Source organism: Algoriphagus sp. (assembly GCF_029254265.1).
GTDB lineage: Bacteria > Bacteroidota > Bacteroidia > Cytophagales > Cyclobacteriaceae > Algoriphagus.
The window spans coordinates 1-14,030 of the sequence record NZ_JAQWXX010000053.1; the positions used below are offsets into that span (position 1 = coordinate 1).

A 14,030-nucleotide genomic window follows, 5' to 3' on the forward strand; every position below is an offset into this window, starting at 1 on the left:
GGTCAAAACCGTTTATTTTGACCTAATTTAGTACCCGTTAAGATCGCAAGAAAGCGATTGTCACTGGCTGTCACTTCTAACTTATTTGGCTACTGGCATCTTTGCGGATATACATAAAATTTATTTACCACAAGGAGTTAATTCGGGTGTTTGCTAACATTTTCAGGAATAAACATAGCCATATTCAAATCACAACTCCTAAAATCCTCAAACTAAACAAAGAAACCAACATTACTTTGAGTTCTTCCATTCTAATATTTAGTGTAAGGACTTTTCTTTTTTTGATAGTGAATACGAGAAAAATAAATTACTAAAAAAAAAAGCTACTGATTTGATATATCAGTAGCCTTATATTTTCAAGGAGTGGGTAATTAACCTCTCAACCAATTAATAAAAGTCTGGTAACCAACTCCTATTTCTCTAGCGAATGCTGCTTTGGTCTTCTTTCCCGCAGCTTCTACCTTTTTCCACTCTTCAATGATTTTACTTTTCTCAGAATCAGAAAAAGATCTTCTCTTAGAACCTTTAGACACTACATTTCCTGTAACAAGAGAAATTAGCTCATTCAATTCATTTAGAAATCTTCCATCATTCAAATGAAGACCTGCGGCTTCCAATTTTTTAATAACTTGATCCTTTGGGTTTACAGGAGTAACTGCGATGCCTTTGGATGCAGCCTCATGTAAATCGATCTTACTTCCATCAGAAGTAACATAAATAAAACCATCACCTTTTTTTAGATCAGCAATTGCTTCTTTAATTAAATCTCTCATTTTCCTATTATTTAAGGGGTTTTGTAAAAAACGATAGCAATATAATTATATATTATTTGTTTCCCTAGAAAAACAATCTCTAAAAATAAAAAGAGTTTATAATTAAAGCTAAGAATCAATTTAAAGAGTAATTCTTCACCCAATTTTGAATAAGATTAATATGAGAATCCATTTTAAGAATAGCATTGAAATAAATCTTTTCTAGCGCAGCGTTGAAAAAAGAACTTTCAAATGAACTTAAGTCAGTTTTTCTTTGAATTTGTTCAACTAATGATTCAAAATCATTAAATTCTTCCAAGTAGTCTATATTTTCTTTCTTGTCAAATTCATATTGTGGTTCAAATTGAAAAATCTCCTGAGAGGATGTCAAATAAAAGTATTTGTATATTTCTAAATCCTTTTGACAATATATAATAATAGATTGATCACTACTTTTAAGGTAAGCTATTTCTTCAAGCCCCTCATTTAATTTGATGTCTTCTGACAAGAAATCTATCATTTCTAAAATAAATTTCTTCCATGTATGTTGAAGCTCCTCAGGAATCTCGTCAGATATATTTCCAACCTCGTTCAAATGGTTAATTTCAATGGATACACTGGCTTTTGCAGCTAGACTAAGTAGATCAAACCAATGACTATCAGGAAAGTTGGAACTAGGCCAATAACAAACCAAAGTCTTATTTTCAATTACAAATTCATCAAAGAGTTTACTATAAATATGATTTAATGTGTCTACACTATTTTCATAATTAGTCCAATCTATCTCAGAAAACAAAGATACTGGATCAAAATACAGATATTCTTTACTCAAAAATTGAAATCCATCTAATGTCATATTCATTGAACTGGATCTCTGTCCAGTAAGGATAATTTTTCTTCTGATTCTTTTCATGGTATAATTTGTTTAAGATTTCCACTTTTTGGGAAGAACATAAAATCATGATGCTCAAACCGACAATAAAAAGTAGATCATTCAAACTCATTTTAAAAACTTTTGACACTAAGTGTCATAAAACAGATTTAACAGAAAAGATCACTGCTTTCAAAAATGTAAATGCAACTTTGTGAAAAAGGGTCATTACTCAGGAATTTTCCCTAATTTTGTATCCCATAAGAAACCCTACAATTTCACCACTCGCCCTTCTTATGGCTTCCAACACGAAATACATCTTTATTACCGGAGGAGTGACATCCTCGCTAGGAAAAGGCATTATTGCCGCTTCTCTTGGCAAACTGCTTCAATCCAGAGGCTTCAGTGTCACCATCCAAAAATTTGACCCCTATCTGAATATTGATCCGGGAACTTTGAATCCATACGAACATGGCGAATGCTATGTGACTGATGATGGAGCAGAGACGGATCTTGACTTGGGACATTATGAGCGATTCCTAAATATTCCAACCTCCCAAAACAATAACATCACAACGGGTAGAATCTATAACAATGTTATTACAAAAGAGCGAAAAGGTGACTATTTGGGGAAAACTGTTCAAGTGATCCCTCATATCACAGATGAAATTAAGTCCAATTTTTACAAACTAGGTGAAGAAGGAAAATACGATGTAGTAATCACTGAAATCGGCGGTTGTGTGGGAGACATTGAATCCCTACCATTTATTGAAGCGGTGAGACAAGCCAAATGGGATCTTTCTCCCAATGATTTTTTGGTCATCCATTTGACTTTGATACCTTTTCTTAAAGCAGCAAAGGAACTTAAAACCAAACCGACCCAGCATTCCGTTAAGCAATTGCTGGAGGCTGGTATTCAACCGGATATCCTAGTTTGTAGGACTGAATATCACTTACCTCCTGATGTAAAAAAGAAATTAGCCCTTTTCTGTAACGTTCAATTAAATAGTGTAATCGAAGCAATGGACGCAGAGTCTATTTACGATGTACCACTGCTAATGAAGAAAGAAAAACTTGATGAAAGAGTCATGTCAAAGTTGAAGCTTTCTTCAAAAACGAATGCTAATCTGGACAATTGGAAAGAATTCTTGGGCAAATTAAAAAACCCAACCCAAGCTGTAAACATCGGTTTGGTAGGAAAATATGTTTCACTTCCAGATTCATATAAATCAATTATTGAAGCATTCACTCATGCTGGAGCATCCATCGAATGTGAGGTCAACTTGAAGTTGATTTCTTCAGAAGAAATCAACTCTGACAATTTCAAAAGCAAACTCAAAGATTTGGATGGAATCGTTGTAGCACCAGGGTTTGGAGAAAGAGGGTTTGAAGGTAAAATAGAAACTGTCCGCTATGCGAGAGAAAACAAAATTCCATTTTTGGGAATTTGTCTTGGCATGCAGGTAGCTGTGATCGAATTTAGCCGAAATGTGCTTGGTCTAGAAAATGCAAATAGTACTGAAATGGACCCAAATACTCCATATCCAGTGATCGCATTGATGGAAGAACAAAAGAAAGTCGATCAAATGGGTGGAACAATGCGATTAGGTTCGTATGCTTGCGACCTGAAAAAATCAAGTAAAGCCTATGCTGCCTATGGAAAAACTAAAATCCAAGAGCGACACCGCCACAGATATGAATTCAACAACTCATATTTAGAGCAAATCGAGAGCAAAGGAATGATAGCCTCCGGAAGAAATCCGGAAACAGGATTAGTTGAAATAGTGGAGCTGAAAAACCATCCTTGGTTTGTTGGTGTTCAGTTTCATCCAGAATACAAAAGTACCGTTTTAAATCCGCAGCCATTGTTTGTGAAATTCATCCAGGCTGCCATAGACAATAAAGTAAAATAATTTACCCTCCTGAGTTGATTCAGGAATTACGATTAACAATATGGACAAAAATCAAGCAACAGGTTTGATTCTTTTCGCTGCAGTAATTTTGATCTACTCTATCTTTTTTGCGAGTGGACCTGAAATTCCCGAAGGAGAAACTGTAGCAATCACTCAAACAGAAGCAATAGATCCAACAAGCAGCTTCGAGCCACAGGATGTGGCGCCAATCGCAGAAAATGACAGCATTCTAAGTCAATCTCGAATCAATACTTATGGTGTCCTTGCAGTAATGACCATGGGTACTGAAGAAGAAGTTCTCTTGGAGAATGATCTTATTCAGGTCAAAATTTCAAGTAAAGGGGCAAATGTCAAAGAAGTTATTCTGAAAGAATACAAGAGCTGGGACATGAATCCACTGGATTTGATCAGTGAGAAAAGTTCACAGATGAACTTTATGATTGACACAAAATCAGGACCAATCAATCTTAATGATCTTTATTTCAATAGCTCAATAGATAGCTCTGTCGATGAAGAGGGAGTAAAAACACAAACCTTGACATTTTCAGCAGCAACAGAGAGTGGTCAATTGACTCATAAGTTTACGCTAAAAGATGGAAGTTATGAGCTGAAGAAGACGTTTGAAATAGATCGTTATTCAGGGGTTTTTACAGGTAATTCAATTGCTTTTTCTTGGGACGACCAAATTAAAGCGCAGGAAAGCAATTTGGCTGAGTCAAAGCGCCAATCAAGATTAAACTATTACACTGCCTCAGGTTCATTTGACAATTTAGGTGCTGGCGATGATTTAGAGGAAGAGGCAATTGAAGAACCCGTGAAATGGATCTCATTTAGTCAACGATTTTTCTCAGCGGCAATCATCTCTGACAGTACCTTTCAGTCTGTAAAGATTACTCAATCCACTCCAACAGACAGCGCTATAGTACGAAATATGAGTGCGGCCTTCAATATTCCATTGGTAGACGGAAAAGCTGGCTTCACCTTTTATTTCGGTCCCGACAAATACAAAGTCCTGAAAAAAGTTACTCCAGGATTTGAGGACAATGTGGACATGGGATACTTCTTTGTCAGCTGGGTGAACAAGTACATTATTGTAAACCTCTTTGCTTTCCTTGAAAAGTTCTTTAGCAATTATGGTGTAATCATTATCATTATCGTCTTTCTGATCAAGTTAGCCTTGTTTCCATTGACTTATAAGTCATATATAGGAATGGCTAAGATGAGAGTAATCAAACCGGAAATCGATGAACTGAAGGAGAAATACGGTGATGATGCTACCAAAATGCAACAGGAGCAGATGAAGCTATTTTCCCAACTAGGGGTTAGTCCGATTTCGGGGTGCTTGCCTTTGGTACTTCAAATGCCATTTTTGTTTGCGATGTTCTTCTTTTTCCCAAATGCAATCGAGCTTCGCCAAGAATCTTTCCTTTGGGCATCTGATTTATCTACGTACGACACTTTCCTTAAGCTTCCATTTACGATCCCTTTTTATGGATCCCATGTAAGTTTATTCACACTTTTGATGACGGTGTCTCAGATCGTATATACGCATTTCAACAATCAGTTGACAACTGCCACTGGCCCAATGAAGAATCTAGGATACATTATGCCAGTGATGTTCATGTTTATCCTTAACTCCTACCCTGCTGGTTTGAGTTTCTATTACTTTGTATCCAACATGGTGACTTTTGGTCAGCAAGCACTAATCAAACTATTTGTGGATGATGCGAAAATCAGAGCAAAAGTGGATGAAAGCAAAGTGAAAAATGTGAATAAAAAGAAGTCAAAATTCCAGCAAAAATTGGAAGATGCTATGAAAGCTGCAGATTCTAATCGGAAAAAATAAAATTAAAGAGCCTTTTATAAGGCTCTTTTTTTGTCCTTTTCTTGGAAAAACATTCCAATTTTAGATTGATTTCGGATAAAGCTCAGTTCATTATCAAATTAGAATTTCTGGATAGAAGAATTTCTGTGGACAAATAAAAAATGTTAATCCGAAAAGCCCAAAAAGAATGGAATTTCTCTGAAAATCAACACCCTAGACAATCATCATTCTTTTATTAAGTATTAGAGCTATTAAGAGCAAGCCTTAAAAAAATATCAAAATCCAATATAAAAGAGCCGATTTTGATTAATATTGACATTCAAAATCTTCTTTAAAACCAACATGGGAAAAATCATTGCAATTGCTAATCAAAAAGGTGGAGTAGGTAAAACTACCACAGCGATGAATTTAGCAGCGAGTCTGGCTGTTCTGGAATACAAAACCCTTATTATCGATGCAGATCCTCAAGCCAACACCACATCTGGTCTTGGCCAAGATCCAAAACTAGTTAGCACAAGCATTTACGAATGTATGGTTGATGGCATTGAGGTGAGTGAGATTATCATTTCTACAGATATCTCAAATCTTGACCTAGTACCATCACATATTGATCTTGTAGGTGCAGAAGTCGAGATGATCAATATGGAAAACCGGGAGGAGAAAATGAAAAAAGTCATTTCAAGTCTGACTGAGATTTATGATTTTATTATAATTGACTGCTCGCCCTCACTTGGCTTAATTACAATCAATGCCCTAACAGCTGCAAATTCTGTAATTATTCCAGTACAATGTGAATATTTCGCCTTAGAAGGACTAGGAAAGTTATTGAATACGATCAAAATTATTCAGACTCGACTCAACCCTGATCTCGAAATTGAAGGGATTCTATTGACTATGTATGATATGCGATTGAGACTATCAAATCAAGTGGTAGATGAAGTGAAAGTCCACTTTAAAAAGATGGTCTTCGAAACTATAATTCCAAGAAATGTAAGACTAAGTGAGGCTCCGAGTTTTGGATTGCCAGCGATCGCTTTTGATGCTGATGGCAAAGGAGCAATTGCTTATATGAATTTGGCTGCGGAGATAGCTCAGCGAAACGGCCTAACTACAGTGACTAACTAATCATGGCAGATCAAAAACCCATAAAGAAAAAAAGTGCATTAGGAAGAGGATTAGGTGCTTTGCTAGAAGACAGTCCTGCAAAACATAAATCCGAAGATCTACTTCCCGAAGTAGTCAAAACGGGAATATTTGAAATCCCAGTAACTCAGATTCAGGTTAATCCTTATCAGCCTAGAGTCTATTTTGACAAAGACGCCTTACTCGAACTCTCAGAATCCATTAAAGTTCAGGGGATAATTCAACCAATAACTGTTCGGAAACTTGATACAGACGAGTATCAACTTATCTCAGGAGAGCGTAGATTTCAAGCTTCAAAGTTGGCAGGATTGACAGAAATCCCTGCTTACGTACGTACGGCCAATGATCAGCAGATGCTGGAAATGGCACTCATTGAAAACATTCAGAGAGAAAATCTTAATGCTCTGGAGATAGCGCAATCCTACCAGAGACTTCTCGCAGAATGTGATCTGAAGCAAGAAGAGCTAGGTGACCGTGTTGGAAAAAACCGAACTACTGTCAACAATTACCTTAGATTGCTAAAGCTCCCTCCCACGATCCAGGCGGCTATCCGCGATCAAAGGCTTTCAATGGGTCATGCCCGAGCTTTGATCAATATTGAAAACGTAGATAAGCAACTGGCTATCTTCAACAAAGCGCTTGAAGAAGAATTGAGTGTGAGAAAAGTGGAGGCTTTGGTGAAAGCACTAAGTGAAGGTGGACTTGAAAAGAAAGAAAAAGCAGAGCTAGATCCTGTTAAAAAATATGAAACCAGCAAACTTCAACAGAAACTTGCTTCACATTTTGGAACAAAAGTGGCTTTAAAAACGAATTCTAAAAATAAGGGCGAGATCAAAATCCCTTTTACTTCAACTTCTGACCTAAACAGAATTTTAGAAATTCTCGATCTTATTTAAACTTGAACTTAGCCAAACCAAATAATAGCTACCATTTTGCAAAGCTACCATTGGTTGCCTTTATATTATTGTTTTTATTTTCCTCACAATTATCCTTCGGACAAGAAGAAACCAGCAGGCCCAAACCTGTGAAGAAAGAAAAACCAGACTATTCTAATCTGCCAAAAAATCCAAGAAAGGCTACAATGCTTTCGGCAATCCTTCCTGGAGCCGGACAGGTATATAATGAAAAGGCCTGGAAAGTCCCAATCATCTATGCTGGCTTGATCACGGATATATATTTCATAGGGTACAATAACACTAGATATCAGGTTTTTAAAGAAGCACTAATTGCTTCTGACAATGGAGAGCCAACGGATTTCCCAAATCTAAATCGGGACGGACTGGTTCGAAATGTAGATTATTGGAGAGGAAATCGAGACCTTTGCTATATCCTTTTGGGAGCGATCTATGCACTCAATCTAATTGATGCAAATGTAGACGCTCACCTTTCAGGGTTTGATATATCGGATGATCTAGCATTAAAGATTGACCCTAAATTCGAGAGTTTCTCAGCTAATAATAATTCCGTTGGCTTTTCTATCAAATTGAAATTTTAAATAATGAAAATCCTTTTACTCGGCTATGGGAAAATGGGGCAACTAATCGGTGCAATCGCCGAATCAAGAGGCCATCAAATTGTCGGAAAAATAAACATTGACAACACTTCTGATCTGGAAAAATTAGACTCCTCACTCGTTGATGTAGCTATTGAATTTAGTCAACCAGAAGCTGCTGTTAAGAACATTAAATGGTCTTTAGAAAAAGGGATTCCAATCGTATCCGGTACTACTGGGTGGCTCGATCAAAAAGCCGAACTCGACAGCCTTACTAAGACTAGAAACGGCACATTCTTTTATGCTTCAAATTATAGCATTGGAGTCAATATCTTCTTTAAAGTAAATCAGTTTCTTGCTAAACTGATGAATGAAACCTCAGGATATCAAGTTGCAATTGAAGAAATCCATCATACCGCCAAAAAAGATGCTCCTTCAGGCACCGCTATCACTCTTGCAGAAGGAATCCTTGATAACATTGATTCTTTGAATACCTGGAAACTAGCTGATCAGTCTACTATAAATGAACATTCACTTCCCATTGTATCCAAAAGGATAGACCCCGCTCCTGGAACGCACATCATTAGTTATACTTCCACGATAGACACCATTGAGATCAAACATACTGCCCATAGCAGAGAAGGTTTTGCACTTGGTGCAATTTTAGTTGCTGAGTGGATTCAAGATAAGAAAGGGGTACTTTCTATGGATGATTTTCTATCTTTCTGAACATTAAATCGAATATGAGTAAATCTAAAGCAAAAAAATCACCGGCAAGAGAATGGGTAGATGCCCTAGTATTTGCTGTAGTAGCTGCCAGTTTAATCAGATGGCTACTTTTAGAACCCTTTACAATCCCTACTGCCTCAATGGAAAAGTCTCTTCTAGTGGGAGATTTTCTATTTGTGAGTAAAATGCATTATGGAACTAGGATTCCTAAAACTCCCCTTCAAGTACCATTGACTCACCAAAAAATTTGGGGCACAGAGATTCCTTCCTATAGTGATGCAATTCAACTTCCCTACTATAGACTTCCTGGATTTTCAGATGTCGAAAGAAATGATGTAGTGGTATTCAACTATCCAACAGAATTCCAATACCCGACCGACCTCAAGACTAACTATATCAAAAGAGCTGTTGGTACTCCTGGTGATGTAATTGAAATAAAATTAAGTGAATTGATAGTTAATGGAGAGGTAGGATTCAAGCCCGAAGAGATGCAGTTCTCCTATGATGTAATTACCAATAGACCATTAAACGCAGATTTCTTCAAAGAATACGGTATAAACCAAGATAGCTTTGGGACTTTTAGCAATGGAGCTGGATACTTGGTATTTGCTACAGAGGAAATAATTAAAAGACTTGAGTCCTCTCCTGTAGTTACTTCTGTGACCAAAAGAATTCAACCTGCAGGTGGCGAAACAGGTATATTTCCGGACGGAAATATGCTAGGTTGGAATAGAGATAATTATGGTCCGTTGAAAATTCCAGCAAAAGGTTGGACAATCGAAATGACCCAAGAGAATGTGGTTAAATATGGCTTCGCAATTGAGAAATATGAAGGCTTAGAAAATGTGGAAATGAAAGAAGCTCAACTTTTCATCGATGGTAAAAAAGTGGACAGCTATACTTTTACTCAAGATTATTATTTCATGATGGGTGACAATCGGCACGACTCCTATGATTCAAGGTATTGGGGATTTGTACCAGAAGATCACATTGTGGGCAAAGCTTGGTTTCTCTGGCTCTCACTTGATAAAGATGAGTCCATGTTCAGTAAAATTAGATGGAATAGATTCTTTAAAGGAATAGAATAAAAAAGAATGCCTCGGGAACAATATTCTCGAGGCGTTTTTCTTACCAATTTATTGGTTCTTTTCCTTGGGCGATTAGATATTCATTAGTTTGGGAAAAATGCTTACACCCAAAAAATCCTCGGTGCGAACTAAGTGGGCTTGGGTGAGGTGCTTTTAGAATCAAATGTTTTGATTGGTCGATCAAAGCAACTTTTTTCTGCGCGTATGCTCCCCAAAGCAAAAAAACAACATGCTCTTTCTTATCGCTAATCAGTCGAATCACCTCATCAGTAAATTCCTCCCAGCCTTTTTTCTGATGAGATCCTGCTTCATGAGCTCTAACCGTCAAAGTTGCGTTTAGTAAAAACACACCTTGATCAGCCCAACGAGTCAAATCTCCATTGGGCGGCATGTCGATTCCTAAGTCTGTTTTGATCTCTTTAAAAATATTCAGAAGACTGGGTGGAAAAGGAGTCCCTGGTCTTACAGAGAATGACAAACCATGTGCTTGATTCGGACCATGATATGGATCCTGTCCAAGGATCACAACTTTCACATCATTTAATGGACAATGCTCAAAGGCATTGAAAATATCTTTTCCTTGAGGAAAAACTTTTCCTTGTCTGAACTCGTCTTTAACAAAGGAAACTAATCCTTTAAAAAATTCTTTTTCAAAAACGGCACTTAGAGCATTTTTCCAGGAGGACTCAATTTGTACTTCCATGTTAAATTATTGAATTTCTAATTTGGAATTGTATCTTTACCATCTTTCAACCTATTATCGTAATGGTCACAGCAGTAACAGACGGAGTCAAAGTCAGTGTGGAGGTAACCTATCAGGCAGAGTTTTCTAGTCCTCATCAACATCATTATGTTTTTACCTACAAGGTAAACATTGAAAACAAAAGCAACCAGACAATTCAACTTTTAAGGAGAAAATGGGAGATTTTTGATGCTGCGGAAACCCCAAAAACCGTTGAAGGTAATGGTGTCGTGGGCCAACAACCTGTTTTAGAACCGGGAGAGTCACATAGCTATGTATCTGGCTGTAACCTCAAATCAGGATTAGGAAAAATGAGAGGATCATATTTTATGGAGCGGCTAATAGATGGAAAATCTATCGAAGTAAAGGTCCCTGAATTCCAGATGATCGCTAATATTTTCCACAACTGATTTGAACGAAAAGGTATATTCCTTTCTCGCATATCTTTCTTATTGGCTGAAAAAGGAAGATAAATACGCACTTCAATCCCCTTTATTATACAACCACTACAAGGAATTATTCAAATTTATTGAAGAAAGAAAAGATACTGATCTTGAAATCGAAGAATTCAGAAATCAGCTCCTTCAAAGTCAAAAGTTAATTCCAGTGCTTGACCTTGGTGCGGGTTCAAAAAAAGTCAATTCTCCAATTAGGGAAGTAGCGAAAATCACCAAATACAGCACAAGTAATCGAAAATACGCACAGCTATTACAGTACTTTTGCGCTCAAACACCCGGGGAAATCGTTATTGAATTAGGAACCTGTGTAGGCATCACTACTCGATATCTTAGCAAATCAACGAAAACTCAACTTCTTACATTTGAAGCTTCCGAGGAATTAATACAAGTAGCAAAAAGTGATTTCAAACTACCAAAAGTCAAATTTGTAAAAGGTAATATTAATTTCACATTGCCTGAAGAGCTAAGGAAGATTGAGAAAGTTGATTTTGCTTTTATTGATGCCAATCATACCTATGAAGGAACAATGAAGTCTTTTAAAGAATTAATTTCAAAAACAAGTTCAGAATCCATCATTGCGATTGGAGATATTCATTGGTCAAAGGACATGGAAAAAGCTTGGAAAGAAATCCAAGGGTTTTCCGAGGTAAAGTTGAGCTTGGATTTTTATGAAGTAGGAATTTTATTCTTTCAATTCCCAGGCAAGAAAACTCATCTAATATTAGACTTTTGAGTTTTCCAGAATAATAAATAGCTCGTACCCCAACCTTTCAGGAATAGAATTATAACAGGGCGTAAAAGTCTTGATCTCAAAAAACTGATCCAAATAACTGAGATACTTCACCCTATCTCCTCCAAATGGAGGCCCCGCAAAATCGAATTTCCTATCAAATAGCACTCCAACGAGTTTTCCTCCTGGCTTGAGGAGGCTTTTCATTTTGGAAACATAATCAGGTCTAAGTACTGGATCCAAAGCACAAAAGAATGTTTGCTCAATAATTAAATCATATTGACCTTGATGCTCAAAAAAATCAGTCAGAAAAATTTGATTATCAGGAAATTCAGGATTTTTAACTTTAAATCTTTGAATAGGCTCCGAAGAAAAATCCAACAAATGCACATTTTGGAAGCCATTATTATAAGCATACTCTACTTCATATGCATTTCCAGCCCCAGGGATCAAGACCTCAACATCCTTATTTTCAAATTGGTCTAAATATTGCAATATAGGTCGAGATGGAAATCCAATATCCCAACCGGTCTTACCTGATTTGTACCTGTCGGTCCAGTAGTTTTCATCTAAAAACATCATAATCCCTATAAATTAATTCAGTTATGAATTCAGAATTTGAAAAAAATTCGCCTCAAAAGAAAGGACAAGGTAAGAACATTATAATTATTGTTTTGGTCTTGCTCGTCATAATTAGTGGAATCAAGCTATACACTGACTACATTGATCGCACAAAAAAGACGGAAGAAATCTTAATCCTTTCTACAGAGAATAACGATCTAAACAAAAGATTAGACTCCGTTACTTATCAGTTAGACCTTAGAATCCAAGAGATTGAAAAACTCGGAGGAGACATCAAAGCTCTAGAGGAAGTAAAGAGCCAATTAGTTGCCGAACGCAACTCATCTCGTCAGAGAAGTTCATCTGAGATAGCAGCACTAAATGCTAAAATCAATTCATACAATGGATTGATTGCCGAAAAAGATCAGGAAATCCTTGAACTACGCGCAATGAACCAACAGCTTTACTCTGAAAATCAAGATTTGAAAACAACTCAAGCAGAGATTGAAGAGGAAGTGGCACAATTGAATATTCAAAAAGAGAATCTACAGGCCAAAGTCAATGTGGCTTCAATGCTGAAAGCTGAAAACATTTCGATTTCAGCAGTAAATTCTAAAGGAAAAGAGCGAGTGGAAACAACAAAAGACTTTAAGAACCGACAAATCGAACGAATAAAAGTCAGCTTCAATCTTGCTGACAATAAGGTAGCTGAAAAAGGTCCGAGAAATATTTACGTGCAGGTTTTGGCACCAAATTCCCAACCTATTTTTGATGTAGCTAAGGGTTCTGGAACATTTATGATGAATGGCAACGAACAATTCTATACTGTTAAGCAAGATGTGATCTTTGACAATTCCGGTAATGAACTGGTTTTTTACTATGAAAAAGGATCTGATTATGTCTCTGGAACCCATGAAGTCAGGATTTTTGTAGACAATTATCAAGTTGGCTCGAAGAGTTTTACGGTTAAATAATAAAAAGCCTCCCTCGGGAGGTTTTTTTTTGACTTTTAACCTGATCTTCATTTCGATAAATATTTGGAAAACAGCTGATATTCTCCTACTTTTGCGGTCTGTTTATTCAAATTCTTAAACACATTACAAAATGTTCCAAAGAAATTATGAGACGGTATTCATTTTAACTCCCGTTTTGTCTGATGTTCAGATGAAGGATACTGTCGACAAGTTTGTAAACTTGTTAAAAGAAGAGGGGGCAGATGTCATTAATGTGGAAAATTGGGGTCTCAAGAAGATGGCTTATGCTATCGACAAGAAGACTACTGGTTTCTATGTGATGGTTGAGTTCAAGGCTGTTCCAACGATCATCCGTAAATTCGAATTAGAATTTAGAAGAGATGAAAAAGTGATGAGATTCTTGACTACTGTTTTGGACAAACATTCAATTGTTTATGCCGAAAGAAGAAGAAAAGGAGAGTTTAACAAAAAAGTTGAAGCTAAGGAGGAAGCTGCCAAATGACACTAGTAAACGAGCCAATCAATAGAGGCGAAATCAGAAAAAAGTATTGTCGATTCAAGAAGCACGGCATCAAGTACATTGACTACAAGGATCCTAATTTCTTGTTGAAGTTTGTTAATGAGCAAGGTAAAATCCTTCCTAGAAGACTTACAGGTAACTCTGCGAAGTTCCAAAGAAAAGTGGCTCAGGCCATTAAAAAAGCAAGACATTTGGCTTTGTTGCCATTCGTAACCGATGGGTTGAAATAATT

The 14,030-nt window shown here is 36.7% G+C and carries 16 protein-coding genes; 12 read left to right on the forward strand and 4 right to left on the reverse strand.

What is annotated here, in order from left to right; translation table 11 throughout:
• Positions 1-371: 371 nt before the first annotated feature.
• Both P8O16_RS08355 and P8O16_RS08360 read right to left on the reverse strand, forming a co-directional pair.
• Positions 372-773 (reverse strand): hypothetical protein, encoded by a 402-nt coding sequence (locus tag P8O16_RS08355; RefSeq protein WP_075349560.1) that lies wholly within the window; start codon positions 771-773, stop codon positions 372-374.
• Positions 774-888: 115 nt separating this feature from the next.
• The gene (locus P8O16_RS08360) at positions 889-1,665 is read right to left on the reverse strand and encodes a hypothetical protein (RefSeq protein WP_300313211.1); all 777 of its coding nucleotides are present in this window, start codon (positions 1,663-1,665) and stop codon (positions 889-891) included.
• A 254-nt stretch (positions 1,666-1,919) separates the two neighbouring features.
• Between P8O16_RS08360 and P8O16_RS08365 the strand changes: the two genes are divergently transcribed.
• From P8O16_RS08365 to lepB, 7 genes are all read left to right on the forward strand, one after another.
• Positions 1,920-3,536: a CTP synthase gene (locus tag P8O16_RS08365; protein WP_300313214.1), complete on the forward strand. Its 1,617-nt coding sequence runs from the start codon at positions 1,920-1,922 to the stop codon at positions 3,534-3,536.
• Positions 3,537-3,576: 40 nt separating this feature from the next.
• The gene (gene yidC / locus P8O16_RS08370; protein ID WP_300313217.1) at positions 3,577-5,382 is read left to right on the forward strand and encodes a membrane protein insertase YidC; all 1,806 of its coding nucleotides are present in this window, start codon (positions 3,577-3,579) and stop codon (positions 5,380-5,382) included.
• Positions 5,383-5,703: 321 nt separating this feature from the next.
• Positions 5,704-6,486 carry an AAA family ATPase gene (locus tag P8O16_RS08375; RefSeq protein ID WP_300313220.1) on the forward strand — a complete coding sequence of 261 codons (783 nt, stop codon included), beginning with the start codon at positions 5,704-5,706 and terminating at the stop codon, positions 6,484-6,486.
• 2 nt (positions 6,487-6,488) lie between these two features.
• The gene (locus P8O16_RS08380) at positions 6,489-7,400 is read left to right on the forward strand and encodes a ParB/RepB/Spo0J family partition protein (RefSeq protein ID WP_300313223.1); all 912 of its coding nucleotides are present in this window, start codon (positions 6,489-6,491) and stop codon (positions 7,398-7,400) included.
• Between the two features lie 128 nt (positions 7,401-7,528).
• Positions 7,529-7,999, forward strand: coding sequence for a DUF5683 domain-containing protein (locus P8O16_RS08385; protein ID WP_300313225.1), 471 nt, complete (start codon positions 7,529-7,531; stop codon positions 7,997-7,999).
• 3 nt (positions 8,000-8,002) lie between these two features.
• Complete coding sequence (gene dapB, locus P8O16_RS08390) at positions 8,003-8,725, forward strand: 4-hydroxy-tetrahydrodipicolinate reductase (RefSeq protein ID WP_300313228.1); 723 nt, start codon at positions 8,003-8,005, stop codon at positions 8,723-8,725.
• Between the two features lie 14 nt (positions 8,726-8,739).
• Positions 8,740-9,813, forward strand: coding sequence for a signal peptidase I (gene lepB, locus P8O16_RS08395; RefSeq protein ID WP_300313231.1), 1,074 nt, complete (start codon positions 8,740-8,742; stop codon positions 9,811-9,813).
• 40 nt (positions 9,814-9,853) lie between these two features.
• Here lepB and ung read toward each other — a convergent pair whose 3' ends face one another.
• Positions 9,854-10,516, reverse strand: coding sequence for a uracil-DNA glycosylase (ung, locus tag P8O16_RS08400; protein ID WP_300313234.1), 663 nt, complete (start codon positions 10,514-10,516; stop codon positions 9,854-9,856).
• A 62-nt stretch (positions 10,517-10,578) separates the two neighbouring features.
• On the opposite strand from ung, the gene apaG reads away from it, so the two are divergent.
• Entirely contained in the window at positions 10,579-10,965 is a 387-nt protein-coding gene (apaG, locus tag P8O16_RS08405) for a Co2+/Mg2+ efflux protein ApaG (RefSeq protein ID WP_300313237.1), read from the forward strand.
• Position 10,966: 1 nt separating this feature from the next.
• A complete protein-coding gene (locus tag P8O16_RS08410; RefSeq protein WP_300313240.1) occupies positions 10,967-11,746 on the forward strand; it encodes a class I SAM-dependent methyltransferase in 780 nt (259 codons plus the stop codon).
• Here P8O16_RS08410 and P8O16_RS08415 read toward each other — a convergent pair.
• Positions 11,735-12,325, reverse strand: coding sequence for a methyltransferase domain-containing protein (locus P8O16_RS08415; protein WP_300313243.1), 591 nt, complete (start codon positions 12,323-12,325; stop codon positions 11,735-11,737). The two genes, P8O16_RS08410 and P8O16_RS08415, sit on opposite strands and share 12 nt — an antisense overlap.
• A gap of 23 nt (positions 12,326-12,348) precedes the next feature.
• Here P8O16_RS08415 and P8O16_RS08420 point away from each other — a divergent pair, with 23 nt between their 5' ends.
• The 3 genes from P8O16_RS08420 (at position 12,349) to rpsR (ending at position 14,028) form a co-directional block, all read left to right on the forward strand.
• On the forward strand, positions 12,349-13,278 hold the full coding sequence (locus tag P8O16_RS08420; protein ID WP_300313246.1) for a hypothetical protein: 930 nt from the start codon (positions 12,349-12,351) through the stop codon (positions 13,276-13,278).
• A 130-nt stretch (positions 13,279-13,408) separates the two neighbouring features.
• A complete protein-coding gene (gene rpsF, locus P8O16_RS08425) occupies positions 13,409-13,780 on the forward strand; it encodes a 30S ribosomal protein S6 (protein WP_300313249.1) in 372 nt (123 codons plus the stop codon).
• The gene (rpsR, locus tag P8O16_RS08430; protein WP_057937597.1) at positions 13,777-14,028 is read left to right on the forward strand and encodes a 30S ribosomal protein S18; all 252 of its coding nucleotides are present in this window, start codon (positions 13,777-13,779) and stop codon (positions 14,026-14,028) included. Before rpsF ends, rpsR begins: the two co-directional genes overlap by 4 nt.
• Positions 14,029-14,030: the final 2 nt, after the last annotated feature.

Excerpts from the sequence above, each read along its gene's own strand:
- P8O16_RS08355 (WP_075349560.1), bottom strand. The coding sequence starts at position 773 with ATGAGAGATTTAATTAAAGAAGCAATTGCTGATCTAAAAAAAGGTGAT.
- P8O16_RS08360 (WP_300313211.1), bottom strand. The coding sequence starts at position 1,665 with ATGAAAAGAATCAGAAGAAAAATTATCCTTACTGGACAGAGATCCAGT.
- P8O16_RS08365 (WP_300313214.1), top strand. The coding sequence starts at position 1,920 with ATGGCTTCCAACACGAAATACATCTTTATTACCGGAGGAGTGACATCC.
- yidC (WP_300313217.1), top strand. The coding sequence starts at position 3,577 with ATGGACAAAAATCAAGCAACAGGTTTGATTCTTTTCGCTGCAGTAATT.
- P8O16_RS08375 (WP_300313220.1), top strand. The coding sequence starts at position 5,704 with ATGGGAAAAATCATTGCAATTGCTAATCAAAAAGGTGGAGTAGGTAAA.
- P8O16_RS08380 (WP_300313223.1), top strand. The coding sequence starts at position 6,489 with ATGGCAGATCAAAAACCCATAAAGAAAAAAAGTGCATTAGGAAGAGGA.
- dapB (WP_300313228.1), top strand. The coding sequence starts at position 8,003 with ATGAAAATCCTTTTACTCGGCTATGGGAAAATGGGGCAACTAATCGGT.
- lepB (WP_300313231.1), top strand. The coding sequence starts at position 8,740 with ATGAGTAAATCTAAAGCAAAAAAATCACCGGCAAGAGAATGGGTAGAT.
- ung (WP_300313234.1), bottom strand. The coding sequence starts at position 10,516 with ATGGAAGTACAAATTGAGTCCTCCTGGAAAAATGCTCTAAGTGCCGTT.
- apaG (WP_300313237.1), top strand. The coding sequence starts at position 10,579 with ATGGTCACAGCAGTAACAGACGGAGTCAAAGTCAGTGTGGAGGTAACC.
- P8O16_RS08415 (WP_300313243.1), bottom strand. The coding sequence starts at position 12,325 with ATGATGTTTTTAGATGAAAACTACTGGACCGACAGGTACAAATCAGGT.
- P8O16_RS08420 (WP_300313246.1), top strand. The coding sequence starts at position 12,349 with ATGAATTCAGAATTTGAAAAAAATTCGCCTCAAAAGAAAGGACAAGGT.
- rpsF (WP_300313249.1), top strand. The coding sequence starts at position 13,409 with ATGTTCCAAAGAAATTATGAGACGGTATTCATTTTAACTCCCGTTTTG.
- rpsR (WP_057937597.1), top strand. The coding sequence starts at position 13,777 with ATGACACTAGTAAACGAGCCAATCAATAGAGGCGAAATCAGAAAAAAG.